General features: G+C 32.6%; 18 protein-coding genes. 12 read left to right on the top strand and 6 right to left on the bottom strand.

What is annotated here, in order from left to right:
- The first annotated feature begins 406 nt into the window (after window positions 1-406).
- From BK821_RS06005 to ltaS, 3 genes are all read left to right on the top strand, one after another.
- Window positions 407-1,114, top strand: coding sequence for a 5-oxoprolinase subunit B family protein (locus tag BK821_RS06005; RefSeq protein ID WP_046837170.1), 708 nt, complete (start codon window positions 407-409; stop codon window positions 1,112-1,114).
- Window positions 1,102-2,106, top strand: a complete 1,005-nt coding sequence (locus tag BK821_RS06010; RefSeq protein WP_071331416.1) for a 5-oxoprolinase subunit C family protein — start codon at window positions 1,102-1,104, stop codon at window positions 2,104-2,106. Before BK821_RS06005 ends, BK821_RS06010 begins: the two co-directional genes overlap by 13 nt.
- Before the next feature lie 781 nt (window positions 2,107-2,887).
- The gene (gene ltaS, locus BK821_RS06015) at window positions 2,888-4,828 is read left to right on the top strand and encodes a polyglycerol-phosphate lipoteichoic acid synthase LtaS (protein WP_046837172.1); all 1,941 of its coding nucleotides are present in this window, start codon (window positions 2,888-2,890) and stop codon (window positions 4,826-4,828) included.
- Window positions 4,829-4,977: 149 nt separating this feature from the next.
- Here the strand turns inward: ltaS and BK821_RS06020 are convergent, their stop codons facing one another.
- Window positions 4,978-5,796, bottom strand: coding sequence for a ZIP family metal transporter (locus BK821_RS06020; protein WP_046837173.1), 819 nt, complete (start codon window positions 5,794-5,796; stop codon window positions 4,978-4,980).
- 112 nt (window positions 5,797-5,908) lie between these two features.
- Here BK821_RS06020 and BK821_RS06025 point away from each other — a divergent pair, with 112 nt between their 5' ends.
- From BK821_RS06025 to BK821_RS06050, 6 genes are all read left to right on the top strand, one after another.
- Window positions 5,909-7,789: an ABC-F family ATP-binding cassette domain-containing protein gene (locus BK821_RS06025; protein ID WP_071331417.1), complete on the top strand. Its 1,881-nt coding sequence runs from the start codon at window positions 5,909-5,911 to the stop codon at window positions 7,787-7,789.
- Between the two features lie 13 nt (window positions 7,790-7,802).
- Window positions 7,803-9,581, top strand: a complete 1,779-nt coding sequence (recQ, locus tag BK821_RS06030; RefSeq protein WP_071331418.1) for a DNA helicase RecQ — start codon at window positions 7,803-7,805, stop codon at window positions 9,579-9,581.
- Window positions 9,582-9,915: 334 nt separating this feature from the next.
- Window positions 9,916-10,878 (top strand): ABC transporter ATP-binding protein, encoded by a 963-nt coding sequence (locus tag BK821_RS06035; protein ID WP_046837176.1) that lies wholly within the window; start codon window positions 9,916-9,918, stop codon window positions 10,876-10,878.
- Complete coding sequence (locus BK821_RS06040) at window positions 10,878-12,392, top strand: ABC transporter permease/substrate-binding protein (RefSeq protein ID WP_046837177.1); 1,515 nt, start codon at window positions 10,878-10,880, stop codon at window positions 12,390-12,392. Before BK821_RS06035 ends, BK821_RS06040 begins: the two co-directional genes overlap by 1 nt.
- 188 nt (window positions 12,393-12,580) lie before the next feature.
- Complete coding sequence (gene hisC / locus BK821_RS06045; RefSeq protein WP_046837178.1) at window positions 12,581-13,636, top strand: histidinol-phosphate transaminase; 1,056 nt, start codon at window positions 12,581-12,583, stop codon at window positions 13,634-13,636.
- A gap of 277 nt (window positions 13,637-13,913) precedes the next feature.
- On the top strand, window positions 13,914-14,462 hold the full coding sequence (locus BK821_RS06050; RefSeq protein WP_046837179.1) for a 5' nucleotidase, NT5C type: 549 nt from the start codon (window positions 13,914-13,916) through the stop codon (window positions 14,460-14,462).
- Between the two features lie 134 nt (window positions 14,463-14,596).
- Here the strand turns inward: BK821_RS06050 and BK821_RS06055 are convergent, their stop codons facing one another.
- From BK821_RS06055 to BK821_RS06075, 5 genes are all read right to left on the bottom strand, one after another.
- Entirely contained in the window at window positions 14,597-15,550 is a 954-nt protein-coding gene (locus BK821_RS06055) for a diacylglycerol/lipid kinase family protein (protein WP_046837180.1), read from the bottom strand.
- 99 nt (window positions 15,551-15,649) lie between these two features.
- On the bottom strand, window positions 15,650-17,158 hold the full coding sequence (locus BK821_RS06060; RefSeq protein ID WP_046837181.1) for a peptide MFS transporter: 1,509 nt from the start codon (window positions 17,156-17,158) through the stop codon (window positions 15,650-15,652).
- Between the two features lie 236 nt (window positions 17,159-17,394).
- Entirely contained in the window at window positions 17,395-18,909 is a 1,515-nt protein-coding gene (locus BK821_RS06065) for a peptide MFS transporter (protein ID WP_046837182.1), read from the bottom strand.
- A gap of 284 nt (window positions 18,910-19,193) precedes the next feature.
- Complete coding sequence (queF, locus tag BK821_RS06070; RefSeq protein WP_046837183.1) at window positions 19,194-19,694, bottom strand: preQ(1) synthase; 501 nt, start codon at window positions 19,692-19,694, stop codon at window positions 19,194-19,196.
- 14 nt (window positions 19,695-19,708) lie between these two features.
- Window positions 19,709-20,596: a DMT family transporter gene (locus BK821_RS06075; RefSeq protein ID WP_046837184.1), complete on the bottom strand. Its 888-nt coding sequence runs from the start codon at window positions 20,594-20,596 to the stop codon at window positions 19,709-19,711.
- A 714-nt stretch (window positions 20,597-21,310) separates the two neighbouring features.
- Between BK821_RS06075 and nrdI the strand changes: the two genes are divergently transcribed.
- The 3 genes from nrdI (at window position 21,311) to nrdF (ending at window position 24,853) form a co-directional block, all read left to right on the top strand.
- The gene (gene nrdI, locus BK821_RS06080; RefSeq protein WP_071331419.1) at window positions 21,311-21,709 is read left to right on the top strand and encodes a class Ib ribonucleoside-diphosphate reductase assembly flavoprotein NrdI; all 399 of its coding nucleotides are present in this window, start codon (window positions 21,311-21,313) and stop codon (window positions 21,707-21,709) included.
- On the top strand, window positions 21,672-23,777 hold the full coding sequence (gene nrdE / locus BK821_RS06085) for a class 1b ribonucleoside-diphosphate reductase subunit alpha (RefSeq protein WP_046837186.1): 2,106 nt from the start codon (window positions 21,672-21,674) through the stop codon (window positions 23,775-23,777). Before nrdI ends, nrdE begins: the two co-directional genes overlap by 38 nt.
- Before the next feature lie 107 nt (window positions 23,778-23,884).
- Window positions 23,885-24,853 carry a class 1b ribonucleoside-diphosphate reductase subunit beta gene (nrdF, locus tag BK821_RS06090; protein ID WP_046837187.1) on the top strand — a complete coding sequence of 323 codons (969 nt, stop codon included), beginning with the start codon at window positions 23,885-23,887 and terminating at the stop codon, window positions 24,851-24,853.
- Window positions 24,854-25,315 lie beyond the last annotated feature (462 nt).

The following is a 25,315-nucleotide window of genomic DNA, read 5'->3' on the forward strand; positions in this document are numbered from 1 at the left end:
AAATAAATAGCTTAAACAATTAACCGCACATAGATTATTGAATACAGTATAACTTTGCAATTGTTACCAAGCACAACGACAAAAATATTTTAATGAAAAATTTGAAATAGATATAAGATTAACTGACGAAGAAGTCAAATAATAATATAGCATATTTTAGACAGTGAGTGAGGCAAGAGAATGATATTGATATGGTTACTGGCAATTATGATGTTAACTGTGCTTACGAAATGGATTACAAATCATTTGCTAAAAAAACAATCGGTTTTCATTGCACAAATTGTTGTCACAATTTTTTGTATCATTCAGTTTGTTTTTGTCTATTTTTTAGTGAAAGCGCTGATGAATTATATAGTTCAGGGACTCAATGTATTTTATCATTAGTAACAATTTATGAGGTGAATCTATGAAGATATATAGCCAAGGTGACCAAGCTATAGTGGTTTCTATAGAAAAAGAGGTCTCTAAGGATTTAACAGAAGATTTGTTAGCTTTAAAAAATTATTTAATTGAAAAAAACTATCCATTTATTACAGAAATAGTACCAACAGAATCAGATATGATGATTTGTTATGATGCTCGAGACATGATTAAGCATCATCATATTATCTCTCCCTTTTTATATATGAAAGCATTGATGCAATCGGTGCAATTAGAAATAAAGCACGAGGATAAAAACACAACAGCTATGGAGATCCCTGTTATATATGGTGGAACATTTGGACCTGATTTAGATACCTTACTTGCTCATTATAAGATGGATATGGATAAATTTATAAAGTTACATACAAAACCAACTTATTTTGTCTCCATGATGGGTTACTCACCTGGGTTTCCGTATCTAACTGGAATGACAAAGCGTTTATTTGTAAATCATACAGGTGGAAAAAAGAGTTTTATACCTGCTGGATCAGTTATTATTGAAGGCAAAAAGACGGGAATTACTACAACTGATACATACGGAGATTGGTTGGTTATTGGATATACACCGGTTCGTTTGTTTAATCCTGATCAAACCGAGTTTACTAAATTAAAATTAGGCGATAATGTCATATTTAAGCCTACGACAAAAGAAGCGTTGGATTTAGGAGGCTTTAAACCATGTCAATTATAATAGAAGATGAAGGCTTATTTTCAAGCTTTCAAGACTTTGGTCGCCAAGGGTATGAACATGATGGTGTGATTCCTGGTGGTGCATTGGATCCATTATCACATGAAATAGCTAATAGACTCGTGGCGAATGATAAACGAGAAGCAACATTAGAAATGACAAATAGAATGGCACGTATACGTTTTACTGAACCTACATTAATTGCACTTAGTGGTGGTAATTTTAAAGCTAAAACAGAAAATCTGAAAATTATCCCTAACAAACTATATTTAATGGAAAAAGGTGATGTACTCGTCTTTACTGAAACAAGTCGTACATCTAGAGTATATCTAGCTGTGGGCGGCGGTTTTGAATTAGACGAATGGTTAGGTTCTACTTCAACCGACTTCAAGTCACAAATTGGTGGATTTCATGGGCGTCAGTTGCAAAAAGGGGACGAAGTTAATATGAAGCGTAATTATACAGAACGGCATCATAAACTCTTCGAAAACTTAGAAGATAAACATGAAACAGACTGGGGTATTGATGGTTATGCACTTTCTTTTAATTATATGTCCGATGTATTTCACGTAATCAAAAATAAAGGAACAGAAGATTTCAAAAAAGATGTACTGAATCGTTTTGTTCTTGATGAATATAAAGTGACTAGTAAAGCAAATAGAGCAGGTATGTTAGTTGAAGGTGCTCCCGTAAAAGCATTTTATGAGGATATGCCGGCACATCAATCCGTGCAAAGAGGTACGATACAAGTAAAAAGAGATGGAACGCCAATTATTTTATTAAATGATCATTATACATTAGGTAGTTATCCTCAAATAGGAACAATTGCAAGTTATCATTTAACTAAAATAGGACAAAAACCACAGGGCGCAAAATTGAAATTTCAATTTATCGATATTGAAAGTGCTGAAAAGAATTTAATTAAATATACAAATTGGTTAAATCAACTTTTTCATGGTATTGAATATAGAATGCAGTTAGAAATGTTGAAATAATAAGTATTTATAAAAAGGTAATGAATTAAATATAAAAATACTGAGCTAAGAGAAAATTGCTAGAGTAAAGCGTGTAAGTTTTATCGCTTACGCTAGCTTTTTCTATAAACTTAAAATATACATAAGAATTAGTATCTCGATACTATGGTTTAGAAAAAAGAAAATACTTTGTAATCTAGCTATAATCAATATGTTATTTTGTCTGCGACTATAGTCCGATTAATATCATTTCTAATCAGAGTATAATTAAAAAGCATATTATTTCTTAATAATGTATTAACGTGGCGTTAATAAGGCATTCATAAAGCCGAACAAATAGCTTTATTTCTCGTAAAAAGTGTGTTTTTACTTGATATTTGACTACTATTGCTTTATATTAATTAATTGAACTGTATACGTTTTGTTACAGTAAGATTACAAAACGATAAAGAATGTAAAAAGAACATTAAAGGTTAATATGTGATGTTTATATACATGCATTTTGTTACTTGAAATAAACAACAATAATCTTAAGAATACATGGAAAATTAATATTATTAATAATGACAATTGAACTTTTAAAGCAGTGAAATTTTGATGTCTATATCATAATGTAAGGTTTTATGAGAAGGAGTATGAATTTCCAACCTAAAGAATGTAACTTTCGCCAATAACGACCTGTGTCTCTATTTACATTGGATACATAACTAAATAGGGCATTATTAACAGAAATTTTGCCAAGTATTTACTAGGCGCGGATATTTTTCCAGCCTATATTAATCTAAAATCGGGGGAAACAAACATGAGTTTACACAAAAAGAAACTGACTCTTTTTGCGTTTTTTATTTTGACGGTGATAACAGTCACCTTGAAAACGTACTTTTCATATTACGTCGATTTTTCTTTAGGTGTTAAAGGATTAGTACAAAACTTAATCTTATTAATGAATCCATATAGTTTAATCGCTTTAGTATTAAGTATTTTCTTATTCTTCAAAGGGAAGAAAGCTTTTTGGTTCATCTTTATTGGTGGATTCTTATTAAGTTTTTTATTATATGCTAACGTTGTATACTTTAGATTCTTCTCTGACTTTTTAACATTTAGTACACTGAACCAAGTAGGAAATGTAGAGTCAATGGGTGGTGCAGTTACCGCCTCGTTTAAATGGTATGATTTTATCTACTTTACGGATACAATCGTTTACCTGTTTATGTTGATCTTTAAACAAAAATGGTTTGATAAACGTGTATTTAGTAAGAAATTTGTACCAGTGATTATGGCAGCTTCAGTAGCACTGTTCTTCTTGAACTTAGCTTTTGCTGAATCAGATCGTCCAGAGTTATTAACACGTACGTTTGACCATAAATATTTAGTGAAATACTTAGGTCCATATAACTTCACAGTTTATGATGGCGTTAAAACGATTGAAAATAATCAACAAAAAGCTTTAGCAAATGAAGATGATTTAACTAAAGTATTAAATTATACAAAACAAAAACAAACAGAGCCTAATCCAGAATATTATGGAGCGGCTAAGAAGAAAAATATTATCAAAATCCATTTAGAAAGTTTCCAAACTTTCTTGATTAATAAAAAAGTAAATGGTCAAGAAGTTACACCATTCTTGAACAAACTTTCTACAGGTAAAGAAGGATATAGATATTATCCGAATTTCTTCCATCAAACAGGACAAGGCAAGACGTCAGATTCTGAGTTTACGATGGATAATAGTTTGTTCGGTTTGCCACAAGGTTCAGCATTTTCATTGAAAGGTGACAATACGTTCCAATCACTACCGGCAATTCTCGATCAAAAGCAAGGTTACACTTCTAGTGTTATGCACGGAGACTACAAAACATTCTGGAACCGTGATCAAGTTTATAAACACTTTGGCGTAGATAAGTTTTATGATGCAACATATTATGATATGTCACAAGATAATCTTGAAAACTTAGGGCTAAAAGATAAAGAGCTATTTAAAGAATCGACTGACTATTTAGCAAAAGAAAAACAACCGTTCTATAGTCATTTAATTACATTAACAAATCACTATCCATTTACAGTTTCTCCAGAAGACGCATCAATTGAGAGACCTAATACAGGCGACTCAACAGTAGATGGTTATGTACAAACAGCAAGATATTTAGATGAATCATTAGAACAATTTGTAAGTGAATTGAAGAAAAAAGGTCTTTATGACGACTCGGTTATTATGATTTATGGTGATCACTATGGTATCTCTGAAAACCATAATAAAGCGATGGAAAAATTATTAGGTGAAGATATTACACCGGCGAAATTTACTGATTTAAATCGTACTGGTTTCTGGCTGAAAATTCCTGGTAAAGAAGGTACAGTAGATAAAACATATGCTGGTCAAGCAGATGTTATGCCTACAATATTACATTTAATGGGTATCGATACGAAGAATTACTTAATGATGGGTACAGACTTATTATCTAAAGATCATGATGATACAGTTCCTTTCAGAAATGGAGACTTTGTAACGAAAGATTATAAATATGTAAATGGTAGAATTTATGATAATAAGAATAATGAACCGGTAACAGAAAAACCTAAAGATTTTGAAAAACGTAAACAACAATCTGAAAAAGATTTAGAAATGAGCGATAATGTACTTAATGGTGACTTGTTCAGATTCTATGACAATCCAGATTTCAAAAAAATAAAACCATCGAATTATGAATATAAACCTGGTCCTAAAGGACAAGAGAAAAAATAATAATGTTTAAGAACTAATACACCTAGTGAAGGTGTGTTAGTTCTTTTTTTAGGATATAATTGCTGAATGTGTTGAAGCATAAAAATACGATTAAAGCTTATAAGCTTTAATCGTATTTTTAATAAAGTAATAGATATTAATATATTTCCTCATCCAAGTGCAACATCGAGTATCATCATAATAGTGAAACCTAGCATTAAACTTAATGTTGCCAGATCTGTATTATTACTTGCTTGTGAATCAGGGATGAGTTCTTCAACGACTACAAATATCATTGCGCCTGCAGCAAAAGCTAAAGCGTATGGTAACATAGGTGTAATAACTAATACAGCTGCTGCACCAATCATAGCGAATATAGGTTCTACAATTGCAGATGCTTGACCATAGTTGAATGCTTTCCATCTCGTAGCACCTGCAGCACGAATAGGCATAGATAATGCGGCGCCTTCAGGAATATTTTGAATACCTATACCTATGGCTAATCCTAATGCTCCTAAAAACGTAGCTTGACCATTCCCGGCAACAATACCACCGAAAGCAACACCAATAGATAGTCCTTCTGGTATGTTGTGAAGCGTAATGGCTAAAACAAGTAACGTGTTTTTATTGAGTTTTTTAGTACCTACACCCTCATGAAACTGATTTGTATCTTTGGTGTTGGGATGTATATGAGGAATAACTAAATCTAAGGCACGAATAAATAATCCACCCAACAAAAAACCGATTGCAGCTGGTAACCATGGAAGCGATGCATCTTTACCATAATCAATGGCTGGCTGTAACAGAGACCAGAAACTCGCAGCAATCATGATGCCGGCAGCGAATCCTTGCATAGAATTTAGAATCTTATCATTCACGCGTTTAAAAACAAATACTGCCGCTGCTCCTAACGCAGTTAGTAGCCAAGTAATAATGCCAGCTATTAATGCTTGGATATAAGGAGGTAAGTCTTGGAAAAATTCCGACATAAGCTTGTCTCCTTTGTATCATTTGTAATCAAAAAGGTGTATAATATATGGAACTGAAATTAATTTTAACAGAATTAATTGTAATAATCGATATTAAAAAGGATGTTGGACGATGGAAGCTTACAAAATAGAACATTTACACAAATCATATGCCGACAAAGTAATTTTTGATGATTTACACCTATCGATTTCAGAAGGTGAAAAGATAGGTCTCGTTGGCATTAATGGCACAGGAAAAAGTACGCTGTTACAAGTTATCGCCGGACAAGATGAAGATTATGAAGCTGAAATTTCTCATCCCAACTCCTATCGCATACGTTATTCATCTCAAAAGCAAGACTTTGATAAAGGGATGTCCGTATTTGAAGCGGTATTAACCTCAGAGACAAAGACGTTAGAAATTATCAGAACTTATGAAGCTGCCATGAAACAATACAACGACACGCAGAGTGAGTCAGATTTCCAAAGAATGATGCAAGCACAAGAAGCAATGGATACGCATCAAGCTTGGGATTATAGTTCTGAAATTAAAACGATTCTTTCTAAATTAGGTATCAATGATACGACAAAGGAAGTAAGCGAACTATCTGGAGGTCAACAAAAAAGAGTGGGATTAGCTAAGACTTTAATTGAGCAACCTGATTTATTATTATTAGATGAACCTACAAACCATCTAGACTTTGAATCTATCAACTGGCTCATTAATTATGTAAAACAGTACCCACATACTGTGCTATTTGTTACCCATGACCGTTACTTTTTAAATGAAGTATCTTCTCGAATTATTGAATTAGATAGAGGTAAGTTAGCTACATATGAGGGGAATTATGAAGCGTATATTGAACAGCGTGCTGAAAATGAAATAATAGAACAAAAGCAACAAGCTAAACAACAATCGTTATATAAACAAGAACTTGCATGGATGCGCGCAGGCGTTAAAGCACGTTCTACGAAACAGCAAGCACGTAAAAATAGGTTTAATGATTTAGAACAAGATGTAAAAAACCAACATCAACAAGATAAAGCTTCTTTAAATCTTGCCTATTCTAGGCTAGGAAAGCAAGTCTTTGAAATGGAAAATCTGAGTAAGCATATTAACAATATCACACTTTTCGAAGATATTACTCAAATCATTCAAAGTGGGCAACAAATCGGTATCGTTGGACCTAATGGAGCAGGAAAAACAACGTTATTGAATATTTTAAGTGGAGAAGATCAAGATTTTGATGGAAATTTAAAAATTGGTCAAACCGTGAAAGTTGCCTATTTTAAACAAACTGAAGAACGTTTGGAACGGGACGTAAGAATGATTGATTATTTGAGAGAAGAAAGTGAAGTTGCTAAAGAAAAAGATGGCACGTCAGTTTCAATCACACAATTACTTGAACGTTTTTTATTCCCAAGTGCAACACACGGCAAAAAAATATACAAATTATCTGGCGGAGAACAAAAAAGGTTATACTTGTTAAAATTGTTAGTGCATCAACCGAATGTGCTCTTATTAGATGAACCAACTAATGATTTAGATACTGAAACATTAACGATACTTGAAGATTATATTAGTACGTTTGGTGGATCAGTAATTACAGTAAGTCATGATAGATACTTTTTAAATAAAGTAGCTCAAGAATATTGGTATATTCATGATGGTAAAATGGACCGTATCATTGGTACTTTTGAAGATTATGAAGCATATAAAAAAGACCAAGATAAGGTTCAAGATCAACAAAAACAGCAAAGTAAAGTTAAGCAACCTACTGAAAGAAAGAAGAAAAAAGGTCTATCTTATAAAGAGAAGCAAGAGTATGAAACAATTATTGAACGTATTGACACTACAGAACAGAGATTAGAAACAATAGACGAAGAAATGGCAAATGCAAGTTCAGACTACGCAAAAATCAAAGAATTAAGCGAAGAACAGCAACGTCTTAATCAAACGTATGAAGAAGATATTGCGAGATGGAGTGAACTTGAAGAACTAAAAGAACAATGAGGGATCTTATAACATGGAATCAACTTTATCGCATTATTTTGGTTATGACACATTTCGTCCAGGCCAAAAGGAAATTATATCAAGAGTAATGGATCATCATAATGTGTTAGGTGTTTTACCTACTGGCGGGGGAAAATCAATTTGTTATCAAGTACCAGGATTAATGCTAGGCGGAACAACAATTGTAATCAGCCCATTAATCTCATTGATGAAAGACCAAGTTGATCAATTAAAGGCCATGGGTATACGCGCGGCATATTTGAATAGTAGCTTAACTCAAAAGCAACAGAAAGCGATTGAAACGCAATTGAGGAATGGCGAAATTCAGTTTTTATATGTAGCACCTGAACGCTTTGATAATGGTTATTTTATTAGTTTATTACAACAGTTAAAAATACATTTAGTTGCGTTTGACGAAGCCCACTGTATTTCAAAGTGGGGACATGATTTCAGACCGAGCTATCAAGACGTTATTCATAAAGTGTTTGCTTTACCTCAAGATTTTGCTATTGTGGCGCTCACAGCAACAGCAACGATTGAAGTTCAAAAAGATATCATGGAACGCCTTAACATTAGTAAAAATAATGAGGTTAAAACAAGCACCAAACGACGTAATTTAGTCTTTCAGGTTAATCCTACCTATCAGAGACAAAAATTTGTGATGGAATATGTTACGTCTCATAAAAATGAAGCGGGTATTATTTATTGTTCCACGCGTAAGCAAGTTGAAGAATTACAAGAAGCATTAGAAGATAAAGGAATTAATAGCACAAGCTACCATGCTGGCTTATCAAATAAAGAACGTGAAGCAGCACAAAATGATTTTGTGTATGATCGCGTGCGAGTAGTTGTTGCTACAAATGCGTTTGGTATGGGGATTGATAAGTCCAATGTGCGTTTTGTTATTCATTATAATATGCCTGGTGATTTAGAGTCTTATTATCAAGAAGCTGGCCGTGCAGGGCGTGATGGATTGAATAGTAATTGTATTTTATTGTTTAGTGAACGCGACATTGGTTTACATCAATATTTTATATCATCATCGCGCGCAGATGATGATTATAAAGATAAAATGGGTGAAAAGCTCACAAAAATGATTCTCTACACAAAAACCAAAAAGTGTTTAGAAGCGACACTTGTACATTATTTTGAACCAAATGAAAAATTGGAAGAATGTAAGCAATGTAGTAATTGTACAAGAGAAAATAAAACATATGACATGACAAATGAAGCAAAAATGATTGTCAGTTGTATCGCCCGTATGAAACAGAAAGAAAGTTATAGTGTTATTATCCAAGTGTTACGTGGTGAAGATTCCGATTATATTCGTTATTGTGATTATAATGATTTATCTACGCATGGTATTATGAAGCAGTACACAACATCAGATTTAAGTCATCTTATTGATGAATTAAGATTTAAGGGTTTCTTAAATGAGCACGATGAAATCCTTACATGTGATAAATCTGTAAAAGCGTTGTTAAGTGACGAAATTACTATATTTACTACACCATTTAAACGTAAGACAAAAGAGAAAGTTAATATCAATACTGTAGAAGGTGTTGATCGAGCATTATTTGACGAATTGATTGCAGTGCGTAAACAATTAAGTGAGAATCTTGGCATCGCGCCAGTGAGTATATTTTCTGATTATACACTCGAGGAATTTGCCAAAAGAAAACCAGAATCAAAACAGGATATGATCTCCATTGATGGGGTGGGAAGCTATAAATTAAAACATTATTGCCCTATGTTTTTAGAAACAATTCAATCCTATAAAGCTCAAATATAAGTTACTTCAATAATTGTAATTTGAACATATTTCATCAACAAAATTTTAAAAGTAAATTAAATGTTTTCTTATTTTTTAATAAATCTACTTAAAATAGCAAAGTTAATTTCGATATTCATAATATATTAAGGCACGTTATGCGTTTCTTATATGTTTTGTATGTGTTTAACTTTGCTATTTTTATTTATACAACGAATTGTACGTAATATGCTTTTGAAGAATATTTATTTCAAAAAATCCTTCTGATAATACATAAAAAAATTGTAATTAGGGAATAATGAATTCAAATGGGAATGAATGATACTAAAGAGTAAATTAAAGTGAAGGTGACAAAGTGATAGAATTTAAAAATGTAGTAAAAAAATATGGGACTAAAACAGCAGTAGATGATATAAGCTTTAACATTGAAGAAGGAGAATTCTTTGTATTAATCGGCCCATCAGGGTGTGGAAAGACAACAACATTAAAAATGATAAACCGTTTAATTACATTATCTAATGGTTATATTTATTTTAAAAATAAACCTATCAGTGAATATCCCGTTTATGAAATGAGATGGGATATTGGCTATGTTTTACAACAAATTGCATTATTCCCACATATGACTATTAGAGAGAATATTGCACAAGTACCTCAAATGAAGAAGTGGAAAGAGCAAGATATCGAGGCTCGAATCGATGAATTATTGGACATGGTAGGCCTAGAACCAGAATTATACAAAGCACGAAAGCCAGAGGAATTATCTGGTGGACAGCGTCAACGTGTAGGGGTTGTACGAGCGCTAGCAGCTGATCCTCCAGTCATATTAATGGATGAACCTTTCAGTGCTTTGGATCCTATTAGTCGAGAAAAGTTACAAGATGATTTAATAAAATTACAACAAAAAATTAAAAAGACAATCGTTTTTGTAACTCATGATATTGAAGAAGCAATGAAGTTAGGTGATCGTATTTGTTTATTAAATGAAGGTCACGTTGAACAAATCGATACCCCTAATGGATTTGTTACTCATCCTAATAATGATTTTGTAAAACAATTTATAGGTGATAAAGCTAAATTGTCGATTAATGATATAAAGTTATCGGAAGTTACTGGAAATCTAAGCATTGATGAACAAGTAATAACCAAAGGGTATCCTATATTTAGTAGTGATCAGTTAGTAAAAGAAGTTTACGCTGATTTAGCAGAACATGAGGCGATTATTATTGAAGATAATACAAAGTCAACACAATGTGTGCTTAAACGAGAGGATATGTTTAAGTTTTTGTCAGATTTTCGTAAAGGAGGTCAAAATTGATGAATGAATTCATTCGTACACTTTCTGAACGTAAAGGGCAATTAATAACTACTATTTTTGAGCATATCCAAATTTCATTTCTAGCATTATTGATTGCTGCATTCATCGGTGTACCTCTCGGTATATTATTAACGAAAACGCGCAAGGTATCAGAAATCGTTATGAATATAGCAGCTATATTGCAAACAATCCCATCATTAGCTTTACTTGGTCTAATGATTCCATTATTTGGTATTGGCAAAGTCCCTGCAGTTATTGCCTTAGTTGTTTATGCCTTATTACCTATTTTGAGAAATACATATACAGGGATAAGTGAGGTGGATTCCTCTTTAGTTGAGGCTGCCAAAGGCATAGGAATGAAACCGGGACGCAGGTTAGCAAAAGTAGAATTGCCAATTGCGATGCCTGTAATCATGGCAGGGTTGCGTACAGCAATGGTCCTAATTATTGGGACTGCTACGTTAGCAGCGTTAATTGGAGCAGGTGGATTGGGAGATCTCATATTACTTGGTATTGATAGAAATGATAGCTCCTTAATTCTTATTGGAGCAATACCAGCAGCTTTATTGGCTATATTATTTGATTTAGTATTGCGTTACATGCAAAAGCTATCGTATAAAAAATTAGTCATTTCCTTGGCCTGTATTATTCTTTTATTGCTTCTTGTCATTATTGCGCCGATATTAGCCCAAAAAGGTGATAAAGTAACATTAGCGGGTAAGTTAGGTTCAGAGCCATCAGTGATTACTAATATGTATAAAATTTTAATTGAAGAAGAAACAGATGACACAGTCGAAGTGAAAGATGGTATGGGTAAAACTTCATTTCTTTTTAATGCCTTAAAATCAGACGATATTGATGGCTATCTTGAGTTTACGGGGACTGTGCTAGGTGAATTAACTAAGGAAGATTTGAAGTCTAAGCAAGAAGACAAGGTATACCATCAAGCTAAATCTAGTTTAGAAGATAAAAAAGGTATGACTATGTTGAAACCAATGAAATACAATAACACTTATGCTTTAGCAGTAAAAAAAGATTTTGCTAAGAAGCATAATCTTAAGACAATTGGGGATTTAAATAAAGTGAGTAGTGAGATCAAACCTGGCTTCACAATGGAATTTAACGATCGAGAAGATGGTTATCCAGCTGTGCAAAAAGCTTATCATCTACATGTTGATAATATCAAAACAATGGAGCCTAAATTACGTTACCAAGCTGTTAAAAGTGGAGATATTAATTTAATAGATGCGTATTCAACAGATGCTGAATTAAAACAATATAATATGGTCGTATTAAGGGATGATAAACACGTATTCCCGCCATATCAAGGCGCACCAATGTTTAAAAAATCATATTTAAAAGCACATCCTGAAATTAAAGATCCACTTAATAAATTAGCTGGTAAAATTTCAAACGAAGATATGCAACAAATGAATTATGAGGTAACAGTTAAGAAAAAAGACCCTTATCAAGTTGCTCGAAACTATTTAGAAAAACATCATTTAATAAATTAAACGCTGGTCTTTTTGCAAGCATCCACTCATGAAACATATCTTTAAATATGTATCATGAGTGGGTGCTTATTTTATTACTAACAAAGTAAAAATGGAGTTAGAGGGAGCATTGTTTTCAACACTATAAAGGTTTATAATGGTTAATAAGTTTTGAAATTTCTGTAAATTTAAGGAGGACCGTAACAACGATGAAAAAACAAATTGAGCAATTATCAGCATATCAACCAGGTTTATCACCTAGAGCATTAAAAGAGGCATATGGAATTGAAGGTGAATTATATAAGTTAGCTTCTAATGAAAATTTATATGGTCCATCACCAAAGGTAAAAGAAGCAATTCAATCTCACTTAGATGAATTACATTTTTATCCTGAAACGGGTTCTCCATTAATCAAGGAAGCAATTAGCAAACATTTAGACGTCGATGCATCTCGTATTTTATTTGGTGCAGGTTTAGATGAAGTAATTTTAATGATTTCACGTGCAGTGTTAACGGTAGGAGATAAGATTGTAACGAGTGAAATGACATTTGGTCAATATTATCATAATGCGATTGTTGAATCAGCGAATGTCACTCAAGTTCCATTAAATAAAGGCTATTTTGATTTAGAAGGTATATTGGCAGAGATAGATGATGATACAAAGCTTGTATGGTTGTGTAATCCAAATAATCCAACGGGCACTTATGTCCCACACGATGAATTACAACAATTTTTACAACGCGTACCTAGTCATATTCCTGTCATTATAGATGAAGCATATGTAGAATTTGTCACTGCTGATGATTTTCCTAATACGTTGGCATTACAACAACAATTTTCAAATGCCTTTTTACTACGTACATTTTCTAAAGCATATGGCTTAGCTGGCATGCGTATTGGCTATGTAGTAGCAGCAAAAGAAGCCATTGAAAAATGGAACATTATTCGTCCACCATTTAACGTAGGACGTTTATCTGAATATGCTGCATTAGCAGCCTTAGAAGATCAAGCGTATTTGACATCTATACGTGAACGTAATGCTCAAGAAAGAGCGAAATTTTTTGAACTTGAAAATAGTAATGCCTTTTATCCAAGCCAAACGAATTTTGTTTATATTAATACAAATAAACCTCATGACTTATACGAAGCCTTTTTGAATGTAGGTTGTATTACTAGAGAATTTCCCAATGGTGTCCGTATTACGATAGGCTTCCCAGAACATAATGATAAAATGATTGAAGTATTGAAACATTTTGATTTATAAATAAAGAAACTTAGGTATATACAAGCGTTCGCCAAACTAAATTATGTATTACGAAGTATTGTAATGAAATTAGTGTTAGCTATACATGTTTGAAATGTTATAGAAAGCATATAACAAAAGAATGATATTAAAACTATGCGTGTAATTTGCTTTTCTATGAGCATTCTTTGCTATAATGATATGCGGTAACATTAAGTTAAGTTTGATGATTATAATGCTTTATTGTGACATTTAAGTATGTTGAATAAAGATATTTAAAAGGAAGTAGGAGTAGTAAATGACAAGAAAATCAATTGCTATCGATATGGATGAAGTTTTAGCTGATACAGTAGGTGCGCTTATTAATGATGTAAATAAACGTACAGATTTGGATATCTCTTATGATATGTTGGACGGGAAGAAATTAAGACATGCGATGCCTGAACATGACGGTTTATTAACAGAAATCTTACGTGAACCTGGCTTTTTCAAAAAACTTGAAATTATGGAAGATGCCCAAGATGTTGTTAAAAAATTAACTGCGCATTATGATGTTTATATTGCGACTGCAGCGATGGATGTGCCAACATCGTTTCATGATAAATACGCTTGGTTGAGAGAGCATTTTTCATTTTTAGATCCACAACAATTTGTTTTTTGCGGACGTAAAAATATTGTGAAGGCTGATTATTTAATTGATGATAATCCAAGACAGTTGAGTATATTTACTGGTACACCAATTATGTACACAGCTTCGCATAACATTCATGATGATAGATTTGCACGAGTAAATAACTGGAAAGACGTAGAAAATTATTTCTTAGGGGATATTGAATATAATATTTAATATTTGTCTATTATTTTGATAAACACACGTGGCTAATGTCTATTGTAGTATATTTTAATTTTAAAAAGGTGATACCCATATAGCGGGTATCACCTTTTATTTCATGTGAAACAATAATGTGAAGTTCAATTGTTTTATGTTGTTTGATTATTTTGATCGTCATCAATTAATGTCAAAATTTGTACTGCCTCAGGAATGACTTCAATCTGAAGCGGCGTTTCTAAGGCGATTTCGCCATCGATATCTACTTTTGCCTGTGGCTCTGTTTCCACAGTGATTGTCTTGCCTAAGACATGCTGGATACCATCAGTCATATTGTTCCAATTCATGCTATCACGTTGTTTAAATACGTCGTTTAACACACTAGAACCTTGTTCTTTAAATATAAACATATTGAGATAACCATCACTCGGTGATAAATCAGTTAATGGAATACGGCTACCGCCTATGAAGGGACCATTGGCTACTACAAGCATAGATGTGTTTCCATCAATTGTCTTGTCATCAACAGTCACTTTATAATCAAAATGCTCTGGGTTAAGTAATGTTTTTACAGTAGAGCCTACATAACTCAATTTACCAAATACATCTTTGTTTCCATTTTGAACATTTTCGGCGTTTTGCACAATCAGCCCAAGACCAACAAAATTCAATGCGTATTGTCCATTTACTTTCATTACATCATAAGATTTTAATTCAGCTTCTATTAATTGTTGACTCGCAACCTTATGTCTTGGATTTAAGTTTAAGGTTTTTACAAAATCGTTAAATGTACCACCTGGAATAATGCCGATAGGGATCTCTAATTCACTTTGCATGACGCCGTTGATAAGTTCATTAACGGTCCCATCTCCACCTAAAATGAAAATAATATCGACATCATCACTATAACTACCATCTTTTATTTTTTGACAGTACTTGAGAATATCGCCTTCATTTTCACTTAATTGAATAGAGAGATGTTTACAAAAAGTAGTTAGTGAAGATGCGACGTCCCCCAGACCTCTAAAAATATCTTTGATACCGGAATGTTCATGATAAAATATTACACCGTGATTATATTTTGTATTACTCAATCGATTCACCATATTTCTTTTAGTTTTTATTACTTCCTAATTTTACCCTATTTTCTTAAAAAATAAAAAAAAACTACTAAAGATATATCTTTAGTAGTCAGAATGTAAGTATTACTTAATACCACGCATGCCTTTAATGATTTTAGGTACAAATGCAAGGATAATGAGACTGACAATAATAGCAATCGAACCTAAGAATAAGAAATAGTTCTTATAGCCAAGCGGTTCGATTAATTTTACTAATGTTCCATTAATAGCTTGGGCACATGCATTTGTTAATAACCATAAACTCATCATTTGCGCATTAAATGCTTTTGGAGCAAGTTTGACTGCTGCGCTGTTACCCGTAGGTGATAAACATAATTCGCCAATTACACAAATAATATACGATAGAATCACCCAATTGACACTCACAGTTGCATTTCCTGCTGAATGACCAATTAACGCAATCATAATATAGGAAGCACCAGCTAAAAGTGTCCCTAATACAAATTTAGTTGCTAGACTTGGTTGGCGTTTAGCCATTTTTGCCCAAATGATAGAAACTATCGGTGCGAGCAATACGATAAACAATGGGTTAATAGATTGGAATAATGCAGGACCGAAACCTGTTGTCCATCCAAAAATATTTAATGTCATATCTGAACTTTCAAAGGCGTAAATATTCAATACATTAGCGCCTTGTTCTTGGATAGACCAAAAGAGTACGCCTAAGATAAATAGTGGGATAAACGCGATTACTCGTGAACGCTCATCAGGTGTTACATCCTTACTACGTATCATAATCGTAAAGTAAATAATTGGTAAAAGTACGCCGATTACAAGCACTGTTGTACTGACTAAATTAAATGATAGCGTCCCAGTTAACCCTGTAACAAGTAAAACGACTACAATCAGTATAATTGCTGCTGCAAATAAAATTGTAAATTTCTTTTTTTCGCTTTGATTTAATGGGTTGGAAGCTGTCATCCCAATTGACCCTAAATTTTTTCTATTAAATATAATGTACCAAATTAAACCAAGTGCCATTCCGACTGCAGCTATTAAGAAGCCTGCATGAAAGTCACCAGAATCAACAAATTGATTTAATATTAAAGGTGACAGTAGACCACCTAAGTTTACAGCCATATAGAAAATAACGAAACCAGCATCTAAACGTAAATCATTTTGAGGGTATAATCTACCGACAATATTTGAAATATTTGGTTTCATTAATCCAGAACCAACGATAATAAAGAACATAGATACAAATAGTCCGACTGCTGCGAAAGGTAAACTTAAGCATATATGACCTATAATAATTAAGACGCCACCTATTAAGGTAGCTGTACGTGTTCCTGTAATTCTATCTGCAATCCATCCTCCAAGTACCGAAGTCATATAAATAAGTGCGCCGTAGACTGCCATAACGGATTGAGCAGTTGCTTTGTCCATACCTAGGCCGCCATCTTTTATAGCAAAATACATATAGAAAATAAGTAATGCGCGCATACCGTAATAGCTGAATCTTTCCCAAAATTCAACAAAGAATAAAACACCTAGTCCTTTAGGGTGTCCAAAGAAGCCTCTTTGAGGAATTGATTGGACAGCTTGATCTTGGGCTGTATCTTGATTTTGCATAAAACATTCCCGTCCTTTCTTGCTCCCTGTAAAAATATATAAAAAACATTTTACTCCTTATATAATTGAATTTCAATAATATTCTCAAAATAGCAATATTCTAAATATTCAGTTAATTTTTGTAATGAATTGCATTAAATTTATTTGAGTGGTAGTATTCATTGTTTTAGAAAAAAATAAAACAGTAGGGTACGATTAGGTACCACTACTGTTTTGGAAAAGTACAGAGTGTATTTTTAATATACGCCTTTCATAGCACGTCTTACTTTTGGTGAAAAAATCAGTAATAGAATACCAATTATTACAGCGATAAGGCCTGAGTACATAAAGTAGTCACTTTGATTCATCTTTGTATAGACAACAACAAGTTGAGCGTTAAGCCCTTGTGCAGTTGCATTACTTAGCATCCATAGGCTCATCATACGTGCAGTGAACGTTATTGGTGCTAATTTAGTAGTTGTAGATAAACCTACTGGTGAGATACAAAGTTCACCAATCGTAATCAATAAGAAACTGAGTACAAGCCATAATGGATTGATTAACGCGTTGCCTGTAGCTAATGGAATAATCATAATTAAATAGGATAAGCCCGCGATAATCGTGCCGATAGCAAATTTGTGTACGGTAGGCGGGTTGTACTTTCCTAATTTCATCCAAAGTGTTGCGAAAATTGGCGCCAAGAGCACAATGAAAATGGGATTTAATGACTGTGCCCATGCTGCAGGTATTGAAAAATCAATTAAACCATTTGTTAATTCTGACATTTCTAATTGTGTTTTTTTATCTGCAAATGTTGCAAGTATCGTTGAACCTTGTTCTTGAATCATCCAGAAAGCCACGGAAGTAATATATAAAGGTACATAACTATAAACACGTGAACGTTCATCTTTTGTTATATTCTTACTTAATATCATATTAAGGAATATGTATACCGGTAACACAATACCTAACAGTGTAATTAAGAAACTAAAGTTACCTAATGTTAAGGCATTATTTAAATGTAGAATCCATAAATATATTAAGAATAAAACGATAACGCCAACAGTAATAAGTACGAATTTTTTGATTTCTGGTCTTGTTAACGGTATTGGCACATTGCGACCAGCTAACCCTAAATTCTTTTTACGTTTGAGTGCAAAAACGATAAGACCAAAAAACATTCCAATTGCTGCTGCTAAAAAACCAGCGTGGAAACCAATTTTAGTTTGCAATTGCCCAGTAATTAAAGGTGAAAGCAATGCCCCTAAATTAATCCCCATGTAAAATAACGTAAATGCTGCATCACGTCTTGGATCATTGCGTTCATATAATTCACCAACAGTAGTAGAGATATTTGGTTTTAATAACCCTGTGCCTGCGATAATTAGAAGTAAAGCTATCATTGCTGCTGTTAAATTACCCGGAATAGATAATAGGATATGTCCAAACATGATGAGGAACCCGCCATAGAAGACGGCATCTTGAGTTCCAGTAATCCGATCTGCAATCCACCCTCCGATAAGACCAGACATATAAATTAAAGTTCCGTAAATAGCAACAATTTGCATAGCAACTGCTTGGCTAAGCCCGAAGCCACCGTCAGCAACACTATAATATAGATAGAAAATTAATATGGCTTTCATACCATAATAACTGAATCTCTCCCAAAACTCAGTCAAGAATAGTGTGCTTAGTCCTTTTGGATGTCCGAAGAAACCTTTGTTTGGAATGCTTTTCATGATTTCTTCGTGACTATGATTAACTTTTTTCATAATTTCCCTCCCCTTAAATGGTTGGATTTATTCTATACTGTTTTTATAAAAAAAACAAGTGTGTCCCTGAATTATTCAAATATAAGTAACTTTCACACTATACATTAAAAAACTATGAACATAGGGGGAGAATGTCATATTAAAGTTTAGTAATTTATCCCCGTGAAAGCATACAAAAAACCATCAGCTAAATCATGTGACTTAGTCGATGGTTTAATGATGGTAGACATATATTAATATCCCAAAATTTCAATCATTGTAGTTGAGGCGTAGATAAAAAATAGTTATCTATTATCTATTTTTTCTGGATAAAGATCATGATTCATTAAACGATGTTCTGCCATTTTTTCATATTTAGAATCAGGACGACCATAGTTTGTATAAGGATCGATTGAAATTCCACCACGAGGTGTGAATTTTCCCCAAACTTCAATGTAGTGTGGATCCATCAAATCAATAAGATCATTCATAATAATATTCATGCAGTCTTCGTGAAAATCACCATGGTTTCTAAAGCTAAATAAATAGAGCTTTAAAGATTTCGATTCTACCATTTTAATATTAGGGATGTAAGAAATATAAATTGTAGCGAAATCAGGCTGACCAGTAATAGGGCATAAAGAGGTGAATTCTGGACAGTTAAATTTCACAAAATAATCGCGGCCTTGATGTTTGTTATCGAATGATTCTAAAACATTAGGTGTATAATCAAATTCATATTTGTTATTTTGATTACCTAATAAAGTAATATCTTCTAATTGCGTTTTATTGCGTCCTTCAGACATAATATATCGCTCCTTTAGTGTTTTGGTTTATGTGTCTCTTTTTGAATTGTGAGGGGCTGTCGGCGTGCTTTCTCAAACATATAATAGCTTGCGCCTATAATAATAATATAGCCTAGAATTGCATACAAATCAGGTGATTCTCCAAATAAGATCAATCCGAATAATGCTGTAAATATAATTGATGCATAAGTAAATATAGATATGTCTTTAGCTGGTGCATAACTATAAGCAAGTGTAATACCTATTTGTCCTGCAGCAGCAGAGATACCTGCACCAATGAGATAGATGATTTGCATCATTGACATAGGTTCAAACGTAAATATAGTAAATGGTATTAATACTATAATAGAAAAGAATGAAAAATAAAAAACAATAGTATATGGTGCTTCACGAGTACTCAATGCTCTTACACATGTATAAGCGCTAGCAGCAAAGATACCGGAGAATAATCCGCCAACTGCTGGAATCATGGAAGAAGAAAACTCGGGCTTAACAACAAATAGCATACCAAAAATGGCTACAATCATAGCAATGAATTGGTAATTGCGCACTTTTTCATTTAAGAAGAGTAAACTTAATAAAATTGTCCAAAACGGGTTAAGTTTCATCAACGTATCAGCATCACTTAAAATCATATGGTCTATCGCATAAATATTTAACAATACACCGATTAAACCTAGAGTAGATCTAGTGATTAATAGAGGTTGGCTGCTCAATTTGCCGAACAATGGTTGTTTATATTTGAAAATAAAATATAACGGAATGAACATAGCTACTAAATTTCGAGCAAGTGACTTTTGAAAAACTGGTAAGTCCCCAGCTAATCTAAAGAATACAGACATAAAGCTAAATCCAACTGCTGAAATTAAGATAGCAATGATACCCTTAACTTTAGGATTCACATATATCGCCTCAATTTTTAATTTTTAACGTATTCATATTAGCATAAAAGAGATAAGCGTGTATATATGCTTGAAAATAGGGAATTTATATATTAAAATACATACACGAACAAATGTTCTTTAACAACTTATAATAGTGAAAAAATAAGTAGATTGAAAATATAAAATTTTTAATTTATTTAGAGCACTAGGAATGCAGGTTTTGACTTAAATGACGGTGCATCAAGCCTTATATGATTTTTGGAAAAAGCAAATAAAATAACCTTAATTTTAGCAAAAAAATTTTTTCAATAAGTAAAATATCTGTTTAGGGTTGAATTGGTGCCATTTCCATTCATCATTCACCATTTTGTTGAAAATTAAAGCCTTTTAATCGGCTCCGGACTTATGTATAATGAAACACATAATATAGTATTTGTTACCAAGATAAAACACAATATATAGTGTTTTGGTACGTGTTTAATTTATTTATAATAAACCAAATTTTAAGTAAAATAACACTGTTTTGGGCTTTTAATCATGACAAAAATAGTATTAATGCCTAAAAAATGAGTTTTTACATGACTACATATAGATATTGCAATTACTATATATTGTGGTCACCTCAATAAGTTAATACTAACGCGTCATTTAAGACCCCAGTACCATAACTTTAAATATAAAAAGGCGAATTTTTCATATTTGTTAAATCATTAATAGAAAGAAGGTGGTCCGATGAAGGTGGTATACTTTTCTTTTTCAGGTAATGTGCGTAGATTTATAAAGCGTGCGGAAGTAAGTAATACTTTAGAAATTACGCAAAATAATTGCACTGAGCGAATAGATGAACCATTCATATTGGTCACTGGAACGATAGGATTTGGTGAAGTACCACAACCTGTCCAATCATTTTTAGATATGAACAATGACTTAATTAGAGCCGTTGCAGCGAGCGGAAACCGTAACTGGGGACAAAATTTTGCAAAGGCTGGACGCTCCATTTCGGAACGTTACAACGTGCCTTTATTAATGAAGTTTGAAGTACAAGGCACATTAGACGATATTAGCGAATTTAAAGATAAGGTGGGACATTTCAATGAAGATAATAGACGAGAAGAAATACAATCATATTGAGTTAAACAATGAAGTTACCAAACGTAAAGAGAATGGCTTTTTCAATTTGGAAAAAGATCAAGAAGCATTAGAAGTATATTTACAGGAGATTCAAGATAAGACCATTTATTTTGATACTGAAATTGAACGTCTCCGTTATCTCGTTGATAATGACTTCTATTTCGATGTGTTTAAAAAATATTCAGAAGATGACTTAATAGAAATCACTGAATTTGCTAAAAATATCGAATTTAATTTTGCTAGTTATATGTCAGCAAGTAAATTTTTTAAAGATTATGCTTTAAAAACAAATGATAAAAGTCAATATTTAGAAGATTATAAACAACATGTTGTGATAGTTTCGTTATATTTAGCAAATGGCCATAAAGAAACTGCTAGACAGTTTGTTTCTGCGATGATTGAACAACGTTACCAACCTGCGACTCCGACATTTTTAAATGCTGGCCGTGCGCGTCGTGGGGAACTTGTTTCATGTTTCTTATTAGAAGTGGATGATAGTTTGAATTCCATCAACTTTATTGATGCGACTGCAAAACAATTAAGTAAAATTGGTGGCGGCGTAGCAATTAATTTATCAAAATTACGTGCACGTGGTGAAGCAATCAAAGGCATCAAAGGCGTAGCAAAAGGTGTGCTACCAGTTGCGAAATCATTAGAAGGCGGTTTTAGTTATGCTGACCAACTAGGTCAACGTCCAGGTGCAGGTGCAGTATATTTAAACATCTTCCATTATGATGTTGAAGAATTCTTAGATACGAAAAAGGTAAATGCTGATGAAGATTTACGTTTGTCTACAATTTCAACAGGTTTAATTGTACCGTCTAAATTCTTTGATTTAGCAAAAGAAGGTAAAGATTTCCATATGTTTGCACCACATACAGTTTATAACGAATACGGTGTAACTTTAGATGATATTAATCTTGATGAGTACTATGACGATTTAGTAGCAAATCCTAATGTAGACAAAAAGAAAAAAGATGCACGTGAAATGTTAAATATGATTGCACAAACACAATTGCAATCGGGTTATCCTTATTTAATGTTCAAAGATAATGCGAATAAAGTACATGCTAACTCAGATATTGGTCAAATTAAAATGAGTAACTTATGTACTGAAATTTTCCAACTACAAGAAACATCAATTATCAATGACTATGGTATTGAAGATGAAATTAAACGTGACATCTCTTGTAACCTTGGTTCATTAAATATCGTTAATGTTATGGAGTCTGGCAAGTTCAAAGACTCAGTACACACAGGTATGGATGCGTTGACTGTAGTAAGTGATGAAGCAGATATTCAAAATGCACCTGGTGTGAGAAAAGCAAATAGTGAGTTACATTCTGTAGGTTTAGGCGTAATGAACTTACATGGTTACTTGGCTAAAAATAAAATTGGTTATGAGTCAGAAGAAGCGAAAGACTTTGCTAACATCTTCTTTATGATGATGAATTATTACTCTATTGAACGTTCTATGGGTATTGCAAAAGAACGTCAAGAAGTATATAGCGGATTTGAACAATCTGATTATGCCAATGGTAAATATTTTGAATTTTATACATCACAAACATTTGCACCTAAATATGAAAAAGTACGTAAATTGTTTGATGGTTTAGAAATTCCAACTCCTGAAGATTGGAAAGCATTACAAAAAGAAGTGGAAAAACATGGTTTATTCCATGCTTATCGTTTAGCGATTGCACCAACACAAAGTATTTCTTATGTACAAAACGCAACAAGCTCTGTTATGCCGATTGTAGATCAAATTGAACGTCGTACTTACGGCAATGCTGAAACATTTTATCCTATGCCTTTCCTATCACCAGAAACAATGTGGTATTACAAGTCTGCATTTAACACAGACCAAATGAAACTTATAGACTTAATCTCAACAATTCAAACACATGTTGACCAAGGAATTTCTACAATTCTTTATGTTAATTCTGAAATATCTACGCGTGAGTTATCTAGATTATACGTTTATGCACATCATAAAGGGTTAAAATCTTTATACTACACTAGAAATAAATTATTAAGCGTTGAAGAATGTACAAGTTGCTCAATATAAGATCAAAATAAAAACAGTGGTATCTAGAAGCAGCCTAATTTTCATAAAAGATTAGGCTGTAAATCACTGTTCAATTAAATTTATAATGGATAGGAGATATTACCTAAATGAAAGCAGTCAATTGGAATACGCAAGAAGACATGACAAATATGTTTTGGCGCCAAAATATTTCACAAATGTGGGTAGAAACTGAATTTAAAGTATCAAAAGATATCGCAAGTTGGAAGACGTTATCTGAAGCAGAGAAAGATGCCTTCAAAAAAGCTTTAGCAGGATTAACAGGGTTAGATACGCATCAAGCAGATGATGGTATGCCACTAATCATGTTACATACGACTGATTTACGTAAGAAAGCAGTATATTCATTTATGGCTATGATGGAACAAATTCATGCGAAAAGTTATTCTCACATTTTCACGACTTTATTACCATCTAGTGAAACGAACTACTTATTAGATAAATGGATTATTGAAGAACCTCATTTGAAATACAAATCAGATAAAATTATCGATAATTATCATAAATTATGGGGTAAAGAAGCTTCTGTTTATGATCAATATATGGCTCGTGTATCAAGTGTGTTCTTAGAAACATTTTTATTCTATTCTGGTTTTTATTATCCGCTTTATCTTGCTGGGCAAGGTAAAATGACAACTTCCGGAGAAATCATCCGTAAAATATTACTAGATGAATCTATTCACGGTGTGTTTACAGGTATGGATGCGCAAAGCTTACGTAATGAATTATCAGAAAGTGAAAAGCAACAAGCAGATCAAGATATGTATAAATTGCTAGATGACTTGTATCAAAACGAAGTATCGTATACACATTCACTTTATGATGAAGTTGGTTTATCAGAAGATGTATTAAACTATGTAAGATATAACGGTAATAAAGCTTTATCTAACTTAGGATTCGATCCATACTTTGAAGAAAGAGAATTTAATCCAATTATTGAAAATGCTTTAGATACAACTACGAAAAATCACGACTTTTTCTCTGTTAAAGGTGATGGTTATACATTAGCGTTAAATGTTGAAGCATTAACGGATGATGATTTCGTCTTTGAAGATTAATACGCATATGTATTGAATCTAAAAATGGATTGGTAAGGTTATATGTATAAATATCCCAACTTACAATGCAACAAGTTGGGGACAAACATGCTACATTTTAAAGGTGTGCTCTCAGATTACAATTATCTGAGAGCACACCTTTTTTATTGAAAATTTGCCAGTACGCATTGATTGAAGTGTTTCAAAAACTAATAAATTGAGATTCATGTTCTAAATTATATTTATTCATAAAATACATAAAATTCAGCAATTTTTACTACTATATCCATACCAATATTTAATATTAAATATTTTATTTCATTATTATTAGATATATATCCATATAATTTCACGATATTTTAACAAAATTTGTGATAACTATTGAATTTATAGAGGAAAATGGTAAAATTTTATTATAGATATTGATAATGATTATCATAATCATTATGATTTTTGATTCAATATTACATAGAAAGGATTAAG

The organism is Staphylococcus sp. LCT-H4, from assembly GCF_001866145.1.
Taxonomy (GTDB): domain Bacteria; phylum Bacillota; class Bacilli; order Staphylococcales; family Staphylococcaceae; genus Staphylococcus; species Staphylococcus succinus.